The organism is Pelagibacterium mangrovi (assembly GCF_036662815.1).
Taxonomy (GTDB): Bacteria; Pseudomonadota; Alphaproteobacteria; order Rhizobiales; family Devosiaceae; genus Pelagibacterium; species Pelagibacterium mangrovi.
Genome location: NZ_JBAFXA010000010.1, coordinates 142,543 through 162,982 on the forward strand (window position 1 = coordinate 142,543; position 20,440 = coordinate 162,982).

Sequence of the window (20,440 nt, forward strand, 5' to 3'; positions counted from 1 at the left end):
GGGAGGTTCAAACAAAATGCAGCTAGTCAAAATGCTCGCGGGTGTCGGGCTCACGCTTGGCCTCATGGCCACGCCAACCCTCGCCCAGGAGCGTATTTCCATCGGCACCGGGGGCACCGGCGGCCTGTTCTACATCATCGGAGCCGGTATGGCCGAAGTGATCAACCAGAACATGGAAAACGCCACGGCACGCGCCGAGGTGACCGGGGCATCGGTGGAAAATATCCGCCGCGTCGCCGCCGACCAGATGACCTTCGGTTTCTCCTCGTCCTCGACGCTCTATGAAGCAAGCGTGGGCGAAGGCCCGTTCGAAGAGCCCTTGCCCGTCGCGGCCATGGCCTATCTCTACCCGGCCGTGCTCCAGATCGCGACGACCGCCGATACCGGCATCGCCACAATGGCGGACCTGGCCGGCAAGCGCATCAATATGGGCCCTCCGGGTTCCAACTCGGCCGTTCTGATGCAGCGCCTGATGGAAGCCTATGGCGTTTTCGATCCGGCCAATGCGCAGTTCCTTTCCTACAATGAAGGCACGGCCGCGCTGATGAACGGCCAGCTCGATGCGACAGTGGTGCTGGCCGGCGCGCCGACCGCCGCCCTGATCGACCTGGGCGCCCAGCGCGAGCTGGAGCTTATCCCGGTCGACGAGGAGACCGTCGGGCCACTGCTCGCCGATTATCCGTTCTACCAGCTCTATACGATGCCGGCCGGCACCTATGAGGGCCAGGAAGAGGACGTGTTGGTGATCAACGATCCGGCCACGATCTTTACCAGCCAGTTCGCGACCGACGAGACGGTCTATGCCATCACCAAGGCGCTGTTCGACAATCTCGACCAGCTCGCCCAGGTCCATCCCGAAGCGGGCAATATCGCCGTCGAAACCGCTGTCAACGCGCCGATCCCGCTCCATCAGGGTGCTCAGCTCTATTTCGACGAGCTGGCGCGCTGACACCCAAAACCTCTCCGCTCACGGCCAGGCGCCGTGAGCGGTTCCGGTATTTTGATTTCGCGCTTGGGCCAGCCTCTGCCCCAAGCGCTTCGGGAGAACTCATCCGATGTCGTTTCTGACCGACCTCACGAGCAAACTCGCGCTGCCTAACGAGCATGCTACGCATAAGGAAACGATCGCCGTTTCCATGCTTTATGCCGTGCTCGCTGTCGGCGTTACCGCCATCGTCATCCACGGCGCTTATTTCGGCTCCATAACCGCGCTGATCCTGCGCTCGACCTTCTTTTCGATGGCCGCTTCAGCCGGCCTTCTGGCCATAGCGTTGCAGACGCGCGCCACATGGGCGCGGCTGGTGCTTTATCTTCTGGCGCTCGTCGCGCTGGTCCCCGGTCCGCATCTGTGGACCTCCTACTACGACATCATCATGCGCGGCGCGCTTTCGACCGGGATCGACCAGGTGATCTTCGTCGGGCTGGTCGCCGTCACACTGGTGCTGGTGCGCAAATCGCTGGGCTGGGCCCTGCTGATCCTGGCCGTGCTGTCGCTGCTTTATGCCTATTTCGGCTATCTCATTCCCGGCAAATACGGCCATGGCGGCTATGATCTCGCCCGCCTGACTTCGACCCTTTTCCTGTCGACCGAAGGCTTCTTCGGCGTGCCGATGGGCGTTGCGGTCGAATACATCTTCCTTTTCGCCCTTCTGGGCACGATCCTGATGAAAATGGGCACGGGCGAGGTGTTCGTGGACATCGCGCGCGGGCTGACCGGGCGCGTGCAGGGCGGGCCCGGCCTTTCGGCCGCCGTGTCGAGCGCGTTGATGGGCACCATCAACGGCAGTGCTGTCGCCAATGTGGTGACCACGGGCACCTTCACCATTCCGCTCATGAAACGGGTAGGGTATTCGGCCAAGCTGGCCGGCGCGATTGAAGCGGCAGCCTCCTCGGCGGGACAAATCCTGCCGCCGGTGATGGGCGCCGCGGCGTTTCTGATGGCCGAGATCATCGGCGTGCCCTATTCGACCATCGCGCTGGCCGCGCTGGCGCCGGGGCTGCTCTACGTCTTCGCGCTGATGATCGCGGTGCGGTTGGAGGCAGGCAAACTGAACCTCGCACGCGATACGGCCGGGGGCATGGCGTTCCTGTGGGAAACGCTCAAGACCCGCGGCTACCTCCTGATCCCGCTAATCGGCATCATCGTGCTGATGAGCTTCGGCATGACCCCAACCCGGGCCGCAGTGTTCTGTATCGTCCTGGCGCTGTTGATCAGCCCCTGGCGCAAGGATACGCGGCTGGGCCCGATCAGCCTCGTGCTCGTGTGCCGTGACACGCTGATCTCGACGGTTCCCATCATCGCCGCCGTGGCGGCGGCGGGGATCGTGATCGGGGTGCTCAATCTGACCGGCCTGGGGCTGATGCTCTCGAGCCTGATCCTCGAGGTTGGTGCGGGCAATATCTGGCTGATCCTGATCCTGACCGCACTGGCCTCTTTCGTGCTCGGAATGGGCCTGCCGACATCGGCAGCCTATCTGCTGCTCGCCGTGCTGATCGCACCGGCGCTCACCCAGCTCGGCCTGCCGGCTATCTCCGCCCATATGTTCATCTTCTATTTTGGGCTCGTTTCGGCCATCACCCCGCCCGTGGCGCTGGCAGCCTATGCCGCCGCCTCGATCTCGGGGGCCGACGCCAACGAAACGGCCGTGGAATCGATCAGGCTGGGGTTCGTCAAACTCCTCGTGCCGTTCCTGTTCGTCACCATGCCGGGCATATTGATGATCGGCACGCCGATCCAGATCGCGCTCGGCATCGTGTTCGCGACGATTGCCGTGGGCGTGCTTTCGGTGGCGTTCGCGGGCTGGCTGGTGCGGCCGATGAGCTGGCTCGAACGCGGCCTGCTGATCGTGGGCGCGCTGCTGGTGTGCTGGCCGACCCCGGTCGATGCCTTCGATCCGGTGACGCTGGGCGCGCGGGTCATCGGGATCGCGCTTGCGGCAGTAACGATGTTCCGCATGGTCACCGCCACTCCCCGCCCGGCCATCGAAGCCCAGACAAACTAAGCCACTTCCAGTCGCGTTTATAGAGCGGCAAGGCGGTTCCCGGTCCATGTGGCCGGGAACCGGCCTGCCAGACTATCGAGAAAGACCCCTATATGTCGCACAATCTTCCTCCCCATCCCAATCCCAAAAAGCCCGACCTGGTTCTTCCCGAGGGCGCATGCGACGCCCATTGCCATGTGTTCGGGCCGGGCGAAGTATTCCCCTATTCGGCTTCGGCGACCTATCGGCCGGAAGACGCGCCCAAGGAAAAGCTGTTCGCGCTGCATCGGCATCTGGGCCTGTCGCGCTCGGTAATCGTGCAGGCAAGCTGCCACGGCACCGACAATCGCGCCATGGTCGATGCGCTCCAGGCGGGCGGCGGCGCCTATCGCGGCATTGCCATGGTCGAGCGGGACGTGAACGACGAGCAATTGCAGGCGCTCCATGAGGCCGGCGTGCGTGGGGTCCGGTTCAACTTCGTAGCCCATCTGGGCGAAGCTGCCGACAAGGACGCGGTTCGCACGATTGTCGAGAAGATCAAACCGCTCGGCTGGCACATCGTCGTCCACTTCGATTCTCACTGGCTCGAAGATCTCGCCCCGTTCCTCAAGGACCTCGATATCGTCACCGTCATCGACCACATGGGGCGGGTCGATGCGAGCGCAGGCGTGGAGCAGCAGGCTTTCCAATTGCTGCTCCAGCTCATGGAAGACGCGCGCTTCTGGGTAAAGGTTTGCGGCTCCGAACGCATCTCCCGTGCGGGCCCGCCATTCCATGATGCAGCCGAATATGGGCGCCTGCTTGTCGAGAAATTTCCCGACCGGGTCCTTTGGGGCACCGATTGGCCGCATCCCAATATCAAGAAGAACATGCCCGACGATGGCGAGCTGGTCGACCTGCTCAAGATCATCGCTCCCGGCGCCGACCAGCTCGAAGCGCTGCTCGTCACCAACCCGACGCGACTTTACTGGCCGGAAACTCTGTGAAAGCGTGAAGGGGCGGGTGCGGTCGGCCCGCCCCTTTTTTCAAGAAAGGCCTGGCAAACAGATTGGTCATCCCGGAGCTGAACCTGCGGCATCTGCGGCTGATGCTGGCCGTTACCCAAACCGGTTCGATCACCACGGCCGCCGCGCGATGCAACATCAGCCAACCGGCCGCGACCCAAGCGCTCAAGAAGCTGGAGGCGACTTTCGCCCAGCCGCTTTTCGAGCGCACCACCAAAGGCATTTTCCCGACCTCGAGCGGCGCTGCGCTCGCCGCCCGCATCGAACGTGCGCTCGGCCTGCTCGACGCGGCTGCAAATCCGTTCGGGTCCCGCCTGCACCTCACGGCAAGCACCGCCCGTCTCAAGGCCCTGATCGAAGTGGCCCATAGCCAGAACTTCAGCCTGGCAGCGCGCAGTCTGGGCATTGCGCAACCCACCGTGCATCGCGCCATAACCCAGCTCGAACAGGACCTCGGCCGCCCGTTGTTTCGTCGCACGCAGTTTGGGATTGTTCCCACGCGTGTGGGGCACCAACTCGCGCAAGCCGCACAGCTGGCCTTCGCCGAGCTCGCCCAGGGGCAAATGGAGCTTGAGGAGACAGGCGGAAACGCCCGTTTGACCATCACAATCGGCGGCATGCCGCTCTCGCGAGCCTTTCTGCTGCCCAAGGCCATGGCCCAGTTCCAGCGCCGATACCCCCAGGTCAACTTCAGGATCGTCGAAGGGCCATATGAAACACTCCTCGCGGGGCTGTTGCGGGCCGAGATCGATCTTCTGCTCGGCGCCTTGCGGACGCCGCCGCCCGTCGCCGACATCGTCCAGGAATACCTCTTTGAGGACGAGGTGGTCATCGTCTCCGCGTCGGGTCATCAACTGGCCAGGGAGATCCGGCCCGATCTGCGTCGGGCGCTGGATTTTCCATGGGTGATCCCCTTTTCGGGCACTCCGGCCCGCCGGCACTTCGATGCCGAGATCGAGCGGGCCGGCCTTCCGCCGCCCTTCACCGTGGTCGAAACCAGTTCGATGATCCTGATGCGAGAGCTGCTGCATCAGGGGCCGTATCTCGGTGTCGTTTCGCGCCTTCAGGCGATCGGTGAAATCGAAAACGGTTTAATGACCGCGCTGCCCATCCCGATCGAGGATAGCCGGCGCGCCATCGGGCTTACAATGCGCAGCAACTGGCGCCCGACGCCCATGCAGAAGCAATTCCTCGATTCCGTGCGCGGAGAGTTCGGCCACCGGGCATCACCCGCAATCGAAAACAGCTAGAACGCGGTCCCATCCATGAGCTTGCGCGCCGTGCGCAGAACGCCGGCCGATGCGAGCTCACCGTTTGCGTCGAGCCGCGCAATCACCGTGAACTCTCCTGTGGGATGCTCCACGGAGATTGTCTTGTTCATCCCCGCTTCGATCTTGCCATATCGGGCGGCAGGTCCTTGGGGCAAAAGGCACGCACTGGCGACGCTGACGGCGGCCAAAACGCCGATCGCATCATGGCATTTGTGGGGAATAAAGCTGCGGGTCGAAAGCGCGCCGCCATTGGCCGCCGGGCTCACCAGGGTCATCTTGGGAACCGATTTTTCCGAAACATCGCCCAGATTCATCATCGGTCCTACGGCCAGGCGAATCTCTTCCAGTCGCGCCTTCAACATCTGGTCGGCATCGAGCTCGGCCGGCGTCTCGGTCCCGGTGATGCCGAAATCGGCCGCATCGAGAACGACGCAGGGCATGCCATTGTCGATCAGCGTCAGCTCGACGCCGTTGACGGTATCGACGGCATTGCCGGTGGGCAGCAGCGCGCCACAACTCGAACCCGCCGTATCCTCAAAGACGATCGGAACAGGTGCCGCCGTGCCGGGCACGCCGTCGATCCTGGCCTCACCGGCATATTCGACGACGCCGCCGGGCGTCGAAACACTGGCCGTGGCGATCTGTCCGGTGTTTTCCATGAAAATGCGAACATCGGTCGAGCCGGCCTTGGCCGCAACCAGGCCGCGTTCGATGGCGAATGGCCCGACCCCGGCAAGAATATTGCCGCAGTTCTGCGCATCGGTGACAATCGCCTTGTCGACGAAAACCTGCAGGAACAGGTAATCGATATCGACTCCCTCCCGCGTCGATGGCTTGACCACCGCAATTTTGGAGGTAAGCGGATTGGCTCCGCCCATGCCGTCGATCTGGCGCGGATCGGGCGAGCCCATGATCCCGAGCAGCAACGCATCGCGCGCGGCGGTATCGGTGGGCAGGTCCGAGGCGAGGAAATAGCCGCCCTTGGACGTCCCGCCCCGCATCCACATAACGCGCGTACCGGCCTCAGACATATTTGAGGCCTTTTTCCTTCAGCCGCTCGCGCATGGCGTAGATATCGAGGCCCAGCTCGCCGGCGGCCAGGCGTTTGCGCTTGGCCTCCTCGTTCTCGACGCGCTTGCGGGAGGCTTCGAGCACTTGCGCCGCTTCCTCGCGGCGCACCACGCAAACCCCGTCGTCGTCAGCGACGATGATATCGCCGGGATTGACCAGCTCATTGGCGCACACGATCGGCACATTGACCGACCCCAGCGTCTCCTTGACCGTGCCTTGCGCAAAGATCGCCTTGGACCAGACGGGAAACTTCATATCCGTCAAATCCGCCACGTCGCGCACGCCGGCATCGATGATCAATCCCTTGCACCCTCTCGCCAACGCGGAAGTCGCCAGAAGATCGCCGAAATAGCCGGCATCGGAGGGCGAGGTCGGCGCAAGCACCAGAATGTCGCCGTCCTTGATCTGCTCGATAGCCACGTGAACCATCCAGTTGTCGCAAGGCGGCGCGGAAATGGTAATCGCGGACGCCGCAAGGCGGGCACCCGAATAGATCGGCCGCATATAGGCTGCCAAAAGCCCCTTGCGCCCTTGCGCTTCATGCACTGTGGCAACGCCGCATTCGGCCAATCCGGCGATGATCGCGGGATCGGCCCGCTCGATGTTCTGGACGACGACGCCCATCAGAGTTCGTCCACTGTACGCGGGAAGATCGACTGGAAGCCTTCGGCATATTGGGCCTTGCGGCCGCCCGACTGACCGCCCGAGTTGCGCATGAAATGATTGGCGCGGTTCTGTGCCACGTTCTCATAATAGTGCCAGAGATGTTCCTGGCCCTGCATGCACTGGATCGCCGCCCATTTCTTGTCCCAGACAGGGGTGATGTCGAGGAAGGTATCGGGCTTCCACTCCATCTGCTCGGTCTGATGGGGCTCGAAAAGATAGACCTGGGGCGCGCCCAGGACCTTTTCGCCCGGATTGTGTCCCCAGGCCTGGGCAATGGCGCGGCATTCCAGTGTCCACTGCGACACATACATATGGTCGGTGTTGTAGGGATCGTATTTGGAATGCGTCATCATGAAGGACGGCTGCACCGAGCGCATGACGCCGACCAGCCGATCCTTGGCCTCGCGCGTCATCTCCAGCGGATAATCGCCCAGGTCGAAGAACTCGATATTGTGGACGTCGAGCGCCTTGGCCGCCTTCTCCGCTTCCTTGCGGCGCTCCGACTTCACAACATCGAGCGTCATGCCCTCGTTCTTCCAAAGCTTGGCGCTCTCTCCGCGTTCGCCGTAGGAAAGGCAAACAACCGTAACGTCATAGCCAAGCGAAGCATGCAGCGCGATCGCCCCACCGCAGCGCCACACGAAATCGGCCGAATGCGCGGAAACAACTAAAGCAGTTTTGTTCATCTCGTCTCGTACCTCGTACCTGCACAGATCAGCAGGCGAGCCGAGCGCCTGCGCAAAAATTCAGACACACGCTAGGGAAAGAGGCCAGGATGGGGAAATAGAATAGCGTCCCGCCCCCATAAACCCAAGCTATAGCGGGCTGGCGCAACGTGCCGAGGTCGCTAGATTCGCATCATGAGATTGAAGCCGGGAATAGCCGCAAATGCCGGTCCGCCGCTTGCGGCATAGAAATGGCGCGCCGGTCAGAATAAAACTGCGAACTTATATCTTATTGAAATAACAAGATAATTTAGTCGCTATCAGGATAAATGTCCGCTTTGCGCCCCATCTCGGTCGTTCAGGCTGGGCTTCACATTTCCCACAAGCTGCCGTTCACTTGCTGTCACGACGTAGCGAAAAAATACGTCTGATTTGTATCGACCAAAAAGCACTTGATCTTCGAAGTCGTTGGTTTGCATCCTCATCGTGTCAGCCAATGCCGCCGCCATCCTACCCGGCCCTTGATGCAATTCGCTGTTCCGACCGCGCCAACTCTCTTGCCAGAAACGGCGCGGTCTGACTGTGTTTGACCTCTGCGATGTCTTGGGGAGTGCCAGTCGCAACGATGCGGCCACCGGCCTCGCCCGCACCCGGCCCCACATCGATCACCCAGTCCGCTTGCGCCACCGCGCGCATGTCGTGCTCGATCATCACCACTGTGTTCCCGGCATCGACCAGACGTTGCAACTGCACCAGCAACCGATCGGCGTCCGCCGCGTGCAATCCAGTGGTGGGCTCGTCCAGGACATAGAGCGTGCGACCGCGCTGGTTACGCTGCAATTCGGTGGCCAGCTTGATGCGCTGTGCTTCACCGCCCGAAAGCTCGGTCGCCGGCTGGCCAAGACGCAGGTAGCCGAGCCCGATCTCGCGCAACACTTGCAGCGGCCGCGCCACCGCGTCCTCGCCGTCAAAGAAGCCGTGGGCCTCATCGACTGTCATCGAGAGCACCTCGGCGATGTTGCGGTCCTTCCAGCGCACTTTCAGCGTCGCCTCGTTATAGCGCGCCCCGTAACAGGTCGGGCATGGGGCGTAGACGCTGGGCATGAACAGCAGTTCCACGCTCACAAATCCCTCGCCCTCACACGTCTCGCACCGTCCCTTTGGCACATTGAACGAAAATTGCCCGACGTCGTAACGGCGGCGCCGGGCTTCGGGGGTGGCAGCGAACAGCTTGCGCACATGGTCGAAAAGGCCCGTATAGGTGGCGAGGTTCGAACGGGGTGTCCGCCCGATCGGCTTCTGGTCGACCTGTATCAGGCGCCGCACCGCATCCACGTCACCGGCCAGATGGCCGCGGGTCGTTTCGATGGGTTCTGCCCCCTCGCCAGGTTCGCTTTCGGAGCCATTATCTTCAGGCTCGTGGCCCAGATGCAGCAGCACGAGTTCAGGCAGGGCCTGACCCACGAGGCTAGATTTGCCGGACCCGGAAATGCCGGTGACCGCCGTCAAAACGCCAAGGGGTATGCGCGCATCCACGCCGTGAAGGTTATGGCGATGGATGCCTTCCAGCTCCAGCCACCCGGACGGATCGCGCCCCCGGCCCGTTGGTGTAGGCGTTTGGTCGAACAGGTATCGCGCCGTCTGCGACGCCTCGACCGCGCGTAAGCCCTCCGGCTCACCGCTATAGAGCACGTGGCCGCCATACTCGCCGGCATCGGGCCCCACATCCACCAGCCATTGCGCGCGGCGCATCAGGTCCAAATCGTGTTCGACGACGAATACCGAATTGCCCGCGTCCCGCAGCCGATCAAGCGCATCGTAGAGGGAATGACTGTCGGCGGGGTGGAGACCCGCCGAGGGCTCATCGAGCACATAGACGACGCCGAACAACAACGAACTCAGTTGTGTGGCCAGCCGCAGCCGTTGCAGCTCGCCAGCCGAAAGGGTCGGTGTGGCGCGGTCAAGAGTGAGATAACCCAGCCCCAGGCCAAGCAATTGGGTGAGCCGCGCCATCACGCTGCCCGCGAGGCGCTGCGCTGCAAGGCGCTTTTCTTCCGAGAGCGCCGAGGTGCGCCGGACATCGGGAGAGACTGCATGGGTGGCACGCCCGGTTGCGGCCCGTTCGACCCGATCGCGCTCGGTCGCCCCCCGATCGGTCACTGTTCCTGCCGCTTGCGCGGTGAAGTCGCCGCGAACGATGGGTTCAAGAACAGACGCCAGTTGATCGAGCGGCATTTGCATGAAGTCGCCGATATCCAGGCCAGCAAAGGTCACGGCCAGCGCTTCAGGCTTGAGACGCTTGCCGTGGCAGGTGGGACAAGGCAGGCCTTCCATAAAGCGCGACACACGTTTGCGCATCAGTGCACTCTGAGTGTTGGCAAAGGTATGCAAAACGTAGCGCCTGGCCCCAGTGAACGTGCCCATATAGCTTGGCTGCAGCTTGCGTTTGAGCGCCGCCTGAGTTTCCGCAGGGGAGAAACCGGCATAGACCGGTACCGTGGGCGTGTCTTCTGTATAGAGAATCCAGTCGCGGTCCTTTTGCGGCAGGTCTTTCCACGGCCTGTCGACGTCGTATCCCATGCTGACAAGAATATCGCGCAGGTTTTGGCCTTGCCAGGCCGGCGGCCAGGAGGCGATTGCCTTTTCGCGGATGGTCAAACTGGGATCGGGCACCATGATGGCCTCAGTCACTTCATAGACGCGTCCCAGCCCGTGGCAGGTCGGACATGCCCCTTGCGGGGTGTTGGGTGAAAAATCCTCGGCGTAAAGCATCGGTTGGTCGGCTGGATAGGCTCCGGAGCGCGAATACATCATGCGCACGAGGCTCGAAAGTGTTGTGACGCTGCCCACTGACGAGCGCGCATTGCTGGCCCCGCGCTGCTGTTTCAAGGCAATTGCCGGCGGCAATCCATCGATCGCATCGACATCGGGCACGCCTGCCTGGTCGATCAGGCGCCGTGCGTAGGGCGCCACGGACTCGAAATAACGCCGCTGCGCTTCGGCATATAAGGTGCCAAACGCGAGGGACGACTTGCCCGAGCCCGAAATGCCCGAGAACACGACCAGCGCGTTCCGAGGAATGGAAAGAGACACGTCCTTCAGATTGTGCTCACGGGCACCGCGCACCTCCACAAAGCCGCGGCCGGCACGGGAAGTTTCGCCGACAGGAGTGTGCGGCATCGTTTCGTTCTTCTTCCGTCGTCGTTAGGAGGGGAGGCCGTTTGCAGCCCTAGTATTTAGCGAGCGCAGCCAGACCGCTTGATTGCCGAGATTTCTCCGCGCGATACCTCGTTAACTTCGTTTCGACAGCTTCGTTCCGAAATTTGGGATATCGGGGCCGACTGGGCTCGCAAAGGCGGCTAGAGCAGCAATTCGAACAGACGATAGGCTCTGTCCCAATCCTGAGTCGTCGGATTCTTTAGCTTCGGGTCCAGGAGCTTGAAGGATTCCGCAAGAGCAAGGCACAACCCCCCGGCAATTTCAGAAAACCGGGCCAGCGTTTCATCGCCGATCGCCAGATCGCTCGGGGGCAACCCGATGAGCCTGCTGAAGTAATCCGTGAGCTGAAGGTCCGCGTTGACCTGGCGGAACCGGTGGATCGTTTCCTGGAGCCCTTTGGTGATCGGCAGGTCCCAAGGCTGGATCACGTCCCGGTTGTTGGCCTTGGCGTTCGCTTCACCGCGAACAACAAGGTCCTCGACCTTTCCATTGAGAAAATCCTCAAGCCTTTTTAGATCGCTCTTGTCGAGAACGAGATCGCCCGTCCGGCGAAACAACTTCTCCAACCTATGAATCGTCGCCATTGCGCACCTCTCCTGCAGAGCGGTCAAAATGATTCAACCCCTGCGGTCGCGCCTTGACGTTTGTCAGGGCGGGCCTCTTTGGGGCGGTGCCGCGCTCCATGCAACGCCCTCTTGGGTGCCCTTCTTCTGCTTGGCACTCAATCTCTCGGCGCTGACGGACGTCAGTTGAGACCGATCGCTGCGGTCCTAAGGTCGTTTGAGGGCGGTCCAGGCGGCCTGGCCATTCCTCCATGAGGCTGAAAAATGAACGAGGCAACGACGATTACACGCTCCCCAGTTGCTGAACAGACGCTGGATACGGAGATGCTGTTTAAGCCATACCGGCTTGGCCCGTTCAACCTGCCGCATCGTATCGTCATGGCGCCGCTGACGCGCTCGCGGGCGCGCCAACCGGGCAATGTGCCCAATTCCCTCGCCGCCTGTTACTACGCGCAGCGCGCATCTGCGGCTTTGATCGTGAGCGAGGCAACACAGGTTTCGATGCAGGGGCAGGGCTATGCATGGACGCCCGGCATTCACAGCCGAGAGCAGGTCCAGTCCTGGCACCGGGTGACCCAAGCGGTGCATCAGTCTGGTGGGCTGATGTTCAACCAGCTTTGGCATGTCGGGCGCATTTCTCATCCCGCGCTGCAGCCCGATAACATGCTTCCGGTTGCGCCTTCCGCCATCGTGCCTGAGGGACAGGCTTTCATCGAGAACGAGCGTGGCGAAGGCCAACTTGTTCCTTTTGTGCGACCGCGCGCGCTCGATATCGAGGAGATGCCCTATATTGTGGCGCAATATGAGCGCGCCGCCAGAAACGCCCAGGCAGCCGGTTTCGATGGCGTCGAAATTCACGCCGCCAACGGCTATCTGCTCGATCAGTTCTTGGAGACCGGCACCAACCGCCGCACAGATTCTTACGGCGGTCCGGTCGAGAACCGAACTCGCTTGTTGATGGAGGTCGCGGAGGCCGTGATGCGGATTTGGGGTCCGGATCGCATCGGCGTGCGGGTGTCGCCCATGTCCAAGGCGAACGATATCCACGATGACCAGCCCGAAGCGACTTTTGGCTATGTCGCGGAGCGCCTCAACGACTTCCGCTTTGCCTATCTGCACATCGTCAACCCCGCGATTGAGCAGATGCAACAGGGCAAAGAGCCAGATTCCGCAGCGCTGAAAATGGTCGATACGATCCGGACCAAATTCCAGGGCACCCTGGTCGTGGCAGGCGGCTTCCAGCCTGGAACGGCGGCGCAGTGGATCCGCGATGGCAAGGCGGATCTGATCGCTTTCGGCCGCAACTTCCTCGCCAATCCCGATCTGCCCGAACGGTTCCGCACGGGCGCTCCGCTCAATGCGGACGATCCAACGACGTATTACGGCGGCGGCCAGAAGGGGTACACCGACTATCCGTCCCTGGCACAGGAGCGCGGCGAACAATCGAGGGCCTGCGTCGACCAACGCTGGCGGTAGGCCCAACGCCCGCACCTAAACGCGCGTGCTCACATCGCACCGACGGCAAACGGCTCCAAGCCGTTGGCGCAGCTTCATTCTTCCGGCCTTAAATTTCCTCGACGACGCGCCCGCATCTGCCATCGAGGCCGGCCTGCAGTGGCGGAAGCGGCCATCTCAAAAATCACGAACAGATATCTTGACGACCGAAGGACGAAGGCGTAATTAATGACAAACTGAAGCGCTTCAGATTGTATTTTTGGCGGTAATATAGGCAAAATTACTGGAGGAGCGAAGCGTTTCAGATTGGAGGAAAATCATGCATGAAGTTGACGTCGCCCCCGCGGCAACGAAGTCTGCTGGCTCACTTCGCCGCGTCGTCTCGGCGCATACCGAAGAGTTTCTGCTGGCCGGCGTTATAGTCGCGCTTATCGCGGTGGGTGGGTTTCTCTCGCCGGTCTTTCTCAGCCAATACAACATCACCTCAGTCGCCCGGCAGGTGTCGTTCGACGTGATGCCTGCGTTGGGGCAGCTGCTCGCCGTGCTGGCGGCAGGAATCGACCTCTCGATCGGGGCGGTGATCCGGCTGGCGCAGATGGTTTCGATCCTTCTTGTCGAGCGCGTTCCTCTCCCGGTCGCCTTTCTGCTCGTCATGACCTGTGGCGCAGCGGTCGGGCTCGTCAACGGATTGCTGGTGGTAAAGGGGCGGCTCGAGCCGTTCATCGTGACCCTCGGAACATGGACCATCCTTGACGGCCTTAGCCTTCTGGTGACCGGCGGTCGTGGCATCGCCGCCAATGTGCCGGACGCCTTTGCCTATCTGGGACGGGGCACGGTGGTGGGCATTCCGGTACCGACCCTGATCGCCGCACTCGTCGTCATTATCATGAGCGTCGTTATTCATCGCTCCTCGTTCGGACGTCAGTTGTTCAGCGTCGGCAGCAACGACCTTGCCGCCCATTACGCCGGTATCAAGGTGGCGCGCGTCCGGGTAACCGTCTTCATGCTGGCCAGCAGCCTTGCGGCGCTCACCGGTTTCATCATGGCGGCGCGCACAGGCGCCTTCCAGCCGACCACGATTTCGAGTGGCGGGGCAGGGACCGAGCTGGCGACCATCGCGGCCGTCGTGGTCGGTGGTGCTCGCCTTTCCGGTGGGCGGGGCACTGTCATCGGCGCCTTGCTCGGTGCGACCCTCACTGGTGTCTTGTTCAGCATTCTCGTTCTCGCCGGCATCGACCCCTACGTCCAGTCGCTGATCCTTGGGCTGATCATCCTTGGCGCCCTGCTGCTGTCCGCATCCCGTCGGAGTAAATCATGATGTCCACGGCCATTGAGCTTCAGGCGCTGACCAAGCGCTTCGGTATCACCAAGGCGCTGTCGGACGTCTCGTTCTCCATCCGGCAGGGATCGGTCCATGCTCTCGTCGGAGAGAACGGTGCAGGCAAGTCCAGCCTCATCAAGATCCTCTCCGGTGTCCACCAGCCCGATGGCGGTGCCGTGCGGCTGTTCGGACAGGATTTTGCACCCAAGGACCCCGCGGCAGCACAGCTTTCGGGTGTGTCCACGATGTTTCAGGAGAGCCAGCAGGTTTCCAACCTCTCGGTCGCCGAAAACATCTATCTGGGCATGGAGCCGCGCATCGGTCCATTCCTCGATTGGTCTAGATTGATGAAACAGGCGGGCGACCTGCTCGACCGCCTGGGCATCGAGATCGAGCCTGGCCGACCGATGGCCACACTGAGCCCGTCCGAGGCCAAGCTGATTGAAATGGGACGGGCGGTAAGCCGCAACGCGAAGGTGCTCATCATGGATGAGCCGACCGCCAACCTCAATCAGGCGGAGCAACAGATCCTGTTTCGCGTGCTCAAGCAGCTCAACGAGAAGGAAGGCGTCACCGTCATCTACATCTCGCATCACATGCAGGAAGTCTTCGATCTGTGCGATCATGTCACTGTCTTGCGTGACGGCCAGCATGTCGCAACGCTTGATGTTGCCGACACCGAGACCGACGGGCTTGTGCGGCTGATGATCGGGCGGCAGATGGAGGCCTATTTTCCAACCATTGCAGCGCCTGCCCAAGGAGAGCCGCGCCTCGTGGTGTCTGATCTCGCCCATCCCGCCCGTGGACTGGACGGAGCCTCGTTCGAGGTGGCACGCGGCGAAATCTTCGGCATCTACGGGCTCGCCGACAGCGGTCGCACGGCGCTGGTCAATGCTCTGTTCGGAATTCAGACCGGTTTTGCCGGCGCTGTAAGGCTTGATGGTGCTCCCTTCGCGCCGACCAGTCCCACTGCTGCGATCGAGGCCGGGGTCGTTCTCGTTCCCGAGGATCGCAAGCTGCAAGGCCTGATGCTCGAGCTCGATCTGCTACACAATTTCAGCGTGGGAAATTTGGGCCGTTTCGTCAGCAACGGCCTGTTCGAGAAAAAGACGGCTCTCGAGGCCGCAAACGCCCATATCCAGCGCCTCCGGGTCAAGCCCAACAATGCCTATGCCCTCGTTAAGGGGTTGAGCGGCGGCAACCAGCAGAAGGTGGCCATCGGTAAATGGCTGAACCGGGATTTCCGGCTCGCCATCTTCCAGGAGCCGACGCGTGGCATCGATGTCAGCGCCAAGATGGAAGTCTATGAAGTCATCAAATCGCTGAGCGAAGCCGGCGTCGCGATCCTCGTTCTCTCATCCGAGGTGCTCGAACTCATGGGGCTCTGTCACCGCGTCGGCGTTCTGTCCGGTGGCAGGATGACGGCGACAATCGAGCGCGCCGATTTCTCCGAACACGCGATCGTATCTGCGGCCCTGCCGCGAAGGAGGGCCTGATGAACGGTCTCAGCACATTGCGCAACAACCTGCCGATCCTGATCCTGGCGGCTCTGGTTGTCGTCGCTTCACTTCTCTCGCCATCGTTCCTGACCTGGAACAACATCATCAATCTCGTGCAGTATAATGCCGAATTGGCGCTGGTTTGCCTGGGGCTCACGCTGGTCATCATTTCCGGCAATGGCGGAATCGATCTCTCGGTCGGCGCGACCTTGGGGCTCTCTGGCGTCGTCGTGGCCATGTATGGCGAGTTTCTGGGGCTACCGGGCTCGCTCATAGTGGCCCTGGCGGTCGGCGCTCTTGTGGGGTTGGCCAATGGCCTGGCCGTCACCAAGGGCAAGCTCGAACCCTTTATCGCCACCTTCATCATGGCCAGCATTGTCACGGCCATCACGCTCCTGTTCACAGGCGGCGGGCCGGTGCTGCGGTCCATACCGGACGCCGTTGAGGCCATTGCCGGCACCCGTCTGTCCGGCATTCCGCTGCCAGCGATCTATTTCGTCCTCACCTTTCTGGTCGGCGTCGTCATTCTGCGCATGACCCCCTATGGCCGCCATCTCTATGCCATGGGCGCCAGCAGCGAGACGGTGCGCTTTGCGGGTATCCGCACCGACCGTCTGCGGATTGCGACCTATATGCTCTGCGGAGCCCTTGCCGGCCTTGCGGGCCTTCTGACCACCGCGCGGCTGGGAATGGGTGAGCCCCGGTCCGGCATCGGCATGGAGTTGACCGCGATCTCCGCCGTGGTGGTCGGAGGGGTCAGTCTCTATGGCGGCCGCGGCACGATGACAGGCGCCTTCGTCGGCATTCTCATCTTCGCCGTGGTGCTCAATTTGATGAACATCCTCAATCTCTCGGCCTTCTATCAGCCGATCGCTCAGGGCAGCATCGTCATCCTGGCCGGACTGCTGCTGAGCCGCCGAAAGTCGATGTTCCTCAAGGTCGCCTAGGGTCAACAAACGATCAGGAGGATCACCGTAGACCAAGCCAAATCAACGCAACGATTATTGACCTGAACCATCCCCACTTGATCCGTGACGAATGACAGTCTGCCAACAGTGTTGGGCGGGCAGCGGGGATCCTTTTGTCTGAGCGTACAACCAGATGCGCTAGGGAGTGAGAAATGACTAAAGTGTTCAAGATGTCTGCCGTAGTCGCCGCAATGCTCATGACGACAACCGCAGTCCATGCGCAAACCTACCAATACAACACCGTCCCCGAGGGAGACATCACGCTGTGCTTCTCGCAGGTGGTGATGAACCATCCGTTCCGTGTCGCGATGGTGGAGTCTTTTGAGCAGGTCGTGGCCGGCATGGAAGGCGTCACCGGCGTGGTGACCGACGCGCAGGGCGACGCCACCCGCGAGATCGCCAATATCGAGAGCCTCATCGCTCGGGGCTGCAACGCGATCATCGTCTCCAGCCTCTCCGGGCGTGCCATCTACCCCGCTTACCGCGAAGTCGCCGATGCTGGCATCCCGCTGATCATCGCCGCCTCCGGTGTGCCCGAAGAAGAAGGCATCCCCTACGTCTCGTTCGTTTCGACCGAAGAAGTGTCGATGGGCGAGCGTGCATTCGACTACATCGCCGCCCGTCTCGGCGGCGAGGGCAACATCGTCCAGCTGCAGGGTGTTCCGGAATCGACCAACTCGATCCTTCGTCGCGAAGGGTTCAACGCGCAGGCTCAATATTGGCCCAACATCGTGACGGTCGCCGACCAGAGCGGACAGTGGCTGCGGCTCCCCGCACGCCAGGTCATGGCCAACATCCTTCAGGCCAATTCCGATATCGATGCCGTGTTCGCCTACAACGACGAGATGGCATTGGGCGCGATCCAGGCGCTTGAGGACGCTGGCCGCACCGACGTCTTCGTGGTCGGCATGGACGGCCAGAAGGAGTCGCTCGAGGTCATCCAGAGCGGCGATCTGTTCGCCATGACCATCGCCAATGAATGGCGCATGGACACGGCCATCGAAACCGCAGTGGCAGCCGTACGCGGTGAAGCCGTGCCCCAGCGGGTCGTGCTGCGCGTGCCCATGATCACCGATGACAACATCGACGCGCACTACGACCCGGAAGCGGTTTTTTAAGGGACGGCACTCGTCTCCACTCCAATATACACAAGAGGAAAATATGATTAAACGTGGTGTCTACGATGTGCTCCAGGACATTCCGGTTTCGGAGTACCAGGATCGCGTCGCCCGTACGCGGGAAGAAATGAAAAAGGCGGGGTATGATGCCCTGATCCTGTTCAGCGATCCTGCCCGCATGGTCAACGTTCGCTGGATTGCCAATTACCGGTCCTTCGACGGTGTCTATCCCAACCCGGCGCTCGTCTTCCTTCCGCTTGAAGGTGATTTGGTCCTGTTCGCCGGGTCCGACCTGCTCCCTTACGCCAAGGACGAGAGCTGGATCGGCGACGTTCGCGGCGCCCGGCAGGAGCTGGGCAAGGTGCTGCGCGACTTCGAAACGACCAAGAAGCCTAGCAAGATCGGCATCGTTGGCTACCAGTACCTCGATCTTGAATTCTACCTGATCATCAAGGACGCGCTGCAATCGACCCCCATCGAGAAGACGACGATTGTGGATCGTTTGAAGTCGATCAAGTCCGAGACCGAGATTGGCCTTATGAAGATCGCCGGCCGCCTGGCCGACGGTGGGCTTGCGGACCTGCGCGACAATCTCAAGGAAGGCATGACCGAGCGTGAAGCCGTTCGGATCTGCTACACCTCGATGTTCTCGAACGGTGCCGACAGCCAGGCCTTTGACATGATGGTCCAGTCTGGCGAGAATTCCGCCAAGTACTTCCTGGCCCGGCCGCGCGACAAGGTTATCCGCAAGGGCGAACTCCTCCTCGTGGACATCGGTTGCCGGTTTAACGGTTACGCATCGGACATGGCGCGTGGCGTGGCCTTCGGTGAAGTCAGCGCCAAGCAGCAGGAACTGCTCGATGTGACGCTGGAAGCATGGCTGGCCGGCACAAAGCACCTCAAGGCCGGCAACAAAGCCTCCGCACCGGACAAGTATATCAATGAAGTCCTCGAACAGCGCGGATATCTGCATGGCAATGGCGAGGGCCGCTCATGCGGCCATGGCACCGGCATGGATCCCGAGGAAGAAATCCCGTCCATGGGTTCGGATGTGATCCTCGAGGAAAACATGAGCGTGTCGTACGAAGTGACGGTCCAGATCCCGGGCGTCGGCGGTAGCCGCGTCGAGGACGATGTGATCATCCGCAAGGACGGTCCGGAGTTCCTCACTCACTTCGCCCACTCGTGCCAGTGGGGCGTCTGACAACCCGGGGGTGGCCGGCGCTTTAGGGGCCGGCCACCCCATCGTGGAAGATGTCATGATCGTAGACTTCTGTAGCACCAACCTGCGCCTGCTCGAATCGGCGAAGGCCTTGCACGACACGGCGACCGACCAACTGCGCCCGGGCGACCGCGTGCGGGTCCTGCGGTGCATCACGCGTTGCCATACCTGCGGCTACACGCCCAATGTGAGAATCGATTTTCAAACCTTTGACGATGTGAGCCCGCTCACGCTCAAGAACTTGCTTGCGCAGGAAGGTCGATTCCACGATGTCTCTGAATGACTATGACTTCAGAGATGGAGAACGCAGGAGAATGTCTACCCTCAAAGAAGTTGCTGCATTGGCCGGTGTATCGATGGCCACGGCGTCCGCCGCCATAAACAACGGACCGGTCGGCAAGGCGTCGCGCGAAAGAGTTCTCGCTGCCGCAAAGCAGCTCAATTACGTCCCGAGCAAGGCCGGACGGATGCTGATGACGGGAAAGAGCAACGTCATCGAAATGGTGATCATGACCATTGATGGCCACCCGGACATCGTCCGGCGCACGGCCTTGTTCTATTACTTGATGTTGGGTGTCTCCGAAGTCGCCGAGGCCAATGGTTTTGGCGTACGCTACACCACGAAATCTCATGATGCGCCTGACGTCACGGAATATTTCGATCAAGTTGTCGGCGATCGATCGGCCGACGGCATTATCATCGTTCCCCAGTTCGCCCGTGACTATTCATTTCTCAGCGCGCTGCACCGGGCCAGGTACCCCCATGTGATGTTGCGCCCGAGCCGCAATGCAGAAGATAGCAATTACGTCGACCTCGGCGACTACGAGGGGGGGCAGATGGTGGGGCAGGAACTCGTCGGGGTCGGCGCCAGCAGCATAGCGCTGATCAACGGCCCACAGTCACACCTCTGCGCCATAGAGCGCGAGCGTGGTCTGTCGGACGCTCTGCTCGACCTGGGTGGGACGATCGTCGCAAAGTCTTACAGCGACTATACGATTTCGGGCGGATACGACGCCATGGCCAGGATATTCAAAAGCGGCAAGCTGCCGGAAGCCGTGTTCTGCACCAATGACTATATGGCCGCCGGTGCGATGAACTTCCTGCGGGAAAAAGGCGTGTCCGTGCCAAGGGATATCGCCGTTATCGGTTATGACGACAGCGATCTGGCCACGGTGGTCTATCCCGCGCTCACGACCTTGGATAACCGCTTCTTCGAGATCGGCCAGGCGCTTGCTGAAGAACTGATTTCCGTCATCAGAGGCGAAACAACCACTATCGCCCGCTCGCTCATCCCGATCTTTCGGGAGCGCGCCAGCCACAGTTATGGCAAAACGGGGTGGGCAGAGTAGTTGGAACACGCTGTTCTTCAATCGACCAGGGTCTGGCTGTTGATTTCCATTGAGAAGAGACCCGGTTT

At 61.4% G+C, this 20,440-nt stretch carries 17 protein-coding genes; 12 read left to right on the forward strand and 5 right to left on the reverse strand.

Going from position 1 to position 20,440, the window contains the following annotated elements; translation table 11 throughout:
* Positions 1-16: 16 nt before the first annotated feature.
* From V4T21_RS17360 to V4T21_RS17375, 4 genes are all read left to right on the forward strand, one after another.
* Positions 17-949, forward strand: coding sequence for a TAXI family TRAP transporter solute-binding subunit (locus V4T21_RS17360; protein ID WP_332719210.1), 933 nt, complete (start codon positions 17-19; stop codon positions 947-949).
* 106 nt (positions 950-1,055) lie between these two features.
* Positions 1,056-3,002 (forward strand): TRAP transporter permease, encoded by a 1,947-nt coding sequence (locus V4T21_RS17365; protein WP_332719212.1) that lies wholly within the window; start codon positions 1,056-1,058, stop codon positions 3,000-3,002.
* A 92-nt stretch (positions 3,003-3,094) separates the two neighbouring features.
* Positions 3,095-3,967 (forward strand): amidohydrolase family protein, encoded by an 873-nt coding sequence (locus tag V4T21_RS17370; protein WP_332719214.1) that lies wholly within the window; start codon positions 3,095-3,097, stop codon positions 3,965-3,967.
* A 62-nt stretch (positions 3,968-4,029) separates the two neighbouring features.
* Positions 4,030-5,235 carry a LysR family transcriptional regulator gene (locus tag V4T21_RS17375; protein ID WP_332719216.1) on the forward strand — a complete coding sequence of 402 codons (1,206 nt, stop codon included), beginning with the start codon at positions 4,030-4,032 and terminating at the stop codon, positions 5,233-5,235.
* Here V4T21_RS17375 and V4T21_RS17380 read toward each other — a convergent pair.
* From V4T21_RS17380 to V4T21_RS17400, 5 genes are all read right to left on the reverse strand, one after another.
* Complete coding sequence (locus V4T21_RS17380; protein ID WP_332719218.1) at positions 5,232-6,287, reverse strand: 4-oxalomesaconate tautomerase; 1,056 nt, start codon at positions 6,285-6,287, stop codon at positions 5,232-5,234. The two genes, V4T21_RS17375 and V4T21_RS17380, sit on opposite strands and share 4 nt — an antisense overlap.
* Positions 6,280-6,951, reverse strand: coding sequence for a 4-carboxy-4-hydroxy-2-oxoadipate aldolase/oxaloacetate decarboxylase (locus V4T21_RS17385; protein WP_332719220.1), 672 nt, complete (start codon positions 6,949-6,951; stop codon positions 6,280-6,282). The genes V4T21_RS17380 and V4T21_RS17385 overlap by 8 nt, the downstream gene beginning before the upstream one ends.
* The gene (locus V4T21_RS17390) at positions 6,951-7,679 is read right to left on the reverse strand and encodes a PIG-L deacetylase family protein (protein ID WP_332719222.1); all 729 of its coding nucleotides are present in this window, start codon (positions 7,677-7,679) and stop codon (positions 6,951-6,953) included. The genes V4T21_RS17385 and V4T21_RS17390 overlap by 1 nt, the downstream gene beginning before the upstream one ends.
* A gap of 489 nt (positions 7,680-8,168) precedes the next feature.
* Complete coding sequence (locus tag V4T21_RS17395; RefSeq protein ID WP_332719224.1) at positions 8,169-10,838, reverse strand: excinuclease ABC subunit UvrA; 2,670 nt, start codon at positions 10,836-10,838, stop codon at positions 8,169-8,171.
* A 179-nt stretch (positions 10,839-11,017) separates the two neighbouring features.
* Positions 11,018-11,461, reverse strand: coding sequence for a DUF1931 family protein (locus V4T21_RS17400; protein WP_332719226.1), 444 nt, complete (start codon positions 11,459-11,461; stop codon positions 11,018-11,020).
* A 243-nt stretch (positions 11,462-11,704) separates the two neighbouring features.
* Between V4T21_RS17400 and V4T21_RS17405 the strand changes: the two genes are divergently transcribed.
* From V4T21_RS17405 to V4T21_RS17440, 8 genes are all read left to right on the forward strand, one after another.
* Entirely contained in the window at positions 11,705-12,916 is a 1,212-nt protein-coding gene (locus tag V4T21_RS17405; protein ID WP_332719228.1) for an alkene reductase, read from the forward strand.
* Between the two features lie 298 nt (positions 12,917-13,214).
* Entirely contained in the window at positions 13,215-14,213 is a 999-nt protein-coding gene (locus V4T21_RS17410; RefSeq protein WP_332719231.1) for an ABC transporter permease, read from the forward strand.
* Positions 14,210-15,712, forward strand: coding sequence for a sugar ABC transporter ATP-binding protein (locus V4T21_RS17415; RefSeq protein WP_332719233.1), 1,503 nt, complete (start codon positions 14,210-14,212; stop codon positions 15,710-15,712). The genes V4T21_RS17410 and V4T21_RS17415 overlap by 4 nt, the downstream gene beginning before the upstream one ends.
* Positions 15,712-16,662 carry an ABC transporter permease gene (locus V4T21_RS17420; RefSeq protein ID WP_332719235.1) on the forward strand — a complete coding sequence of 317 codons (951 nt, stop codon included), beginning with the start codon at positions 15,712-15,714 and terminating at the stop codon, positions 16,660-16,662. The genes V4T21_RS17415 and V4T21_RS17420 overlap by 1 nt, the downstream gene beginning before the upstream one ends.
* Positions 16,663-16,835: 173 nt before the next feature.
* A complete protein-coding gene (locus V4T21_RS17425; RefSeq protein ID WP_332719237.1) occupies positions 16,836-17,801 on the forward strand; it encodes a substrate-binding domain-containing protein in 966 nt (321 codons plus the stop codon).
* Positions 17,802-17,844: 43 nt separating this feature from the next.
* On the forward strand, positions 17,845-19,005 hold the full coding sequence (locus tag V4T21_RS17430; RefSeq protein ID WP_189427474.1) for a M24 family metallopeptidase: 1,161 nt from the start codon (positions 17,845-17,847) through the stop codon (positions 19,003-19,005).
* 55 nt (positions 19,006-19,060) lie between these two features.
* A complete protein-coding gene (locus V4T21_RS17435; protein ID WP_332719243.1) occupies positions 19,061-19,306 on the forward strand; it encodes a hypothetical protein in 246 nt (81 codons plus the stop codon).
* 31 nt (positions 19,307-19,337) lie between these two features.
* Positions 19,338-20,372 carry a LacI family DNA-binding transcriptional regulator gene (locus V4T21_RS17440; protein ID WP_332719245.1) on the forward strand — a complete coding sequence of 345 codons (1,035 nt, stop codon included), beginning with the start codon at positions 19,338-19,340 and terminating at the stop codon, positions 20,370-20,372.
* Positions 20,373-20,440: the final 68 nt, after the last annotated feature.